This is a genomic window from Metasolibacillus meyeri, from assembly GCF_003049505.1.
Lineage (GTDB): Bacteria > Bacillota > Bacilli > Bacillales_A > Planococcaceae > Metasolibacillus > Metasolibacillus meyeri.
Genome location: NZ_PYWN01000302.1, coordinates 1 through 448, shown reverse-complemented (window position 1 = coordinate 448; position 448 = coordinate 1). Strand labels below are relative to the sequence as shown.

Genomic DNA, 448 nt, shown 5'->3' with positions numbered 1-448 from the left:
CTGATATTGACTTGTTTATTTAAGCAACAGGCTACGTTAGGCATCTTATTCACCGGCGTTAGTTTGCCTGTTTTAATCAGCTATATGATTTTATTAAAAGTAGGATTCCACCTAGCTAATCCGATTCACTTACTCATCTCTTATGAAACGGACTTATTAGCCACAAACCGTTATATCACCTATTTTTTCATCATGTTCTGTCTACTGATTCTCAGTTTCATCATGTCCTATCTAGTCATGAGAGCGAAAATTATTCGACTCCGATTGCCTGGATTTCAATCTAGGAAAAAGCAGTATCAAGCAACAGGCAGGTTTAAGTTGCTACAATTTGAACAGTTAAAAAAGAAGCGAAGTGGTCAAATCCTAATTACGCTTACACTATTATTTGTAAGTTTTGGTGGTACAGTTGCCGTTGTGAATCAGCAATTCCAAACACTTCCTGAGAAAG

At 36.8% G+C, this 448-nt stretch carries 1 protein-coding gene; it reads left to right on the top strand.

Annotated features, from left to right (window positions below):
* Positions 1-448: hypothetical protein (locus tag C9J34_RS22280; RefSeq protein WP_193769143.1), on the top strand; the 448-nt coding region annotated here is incomplete at both ends.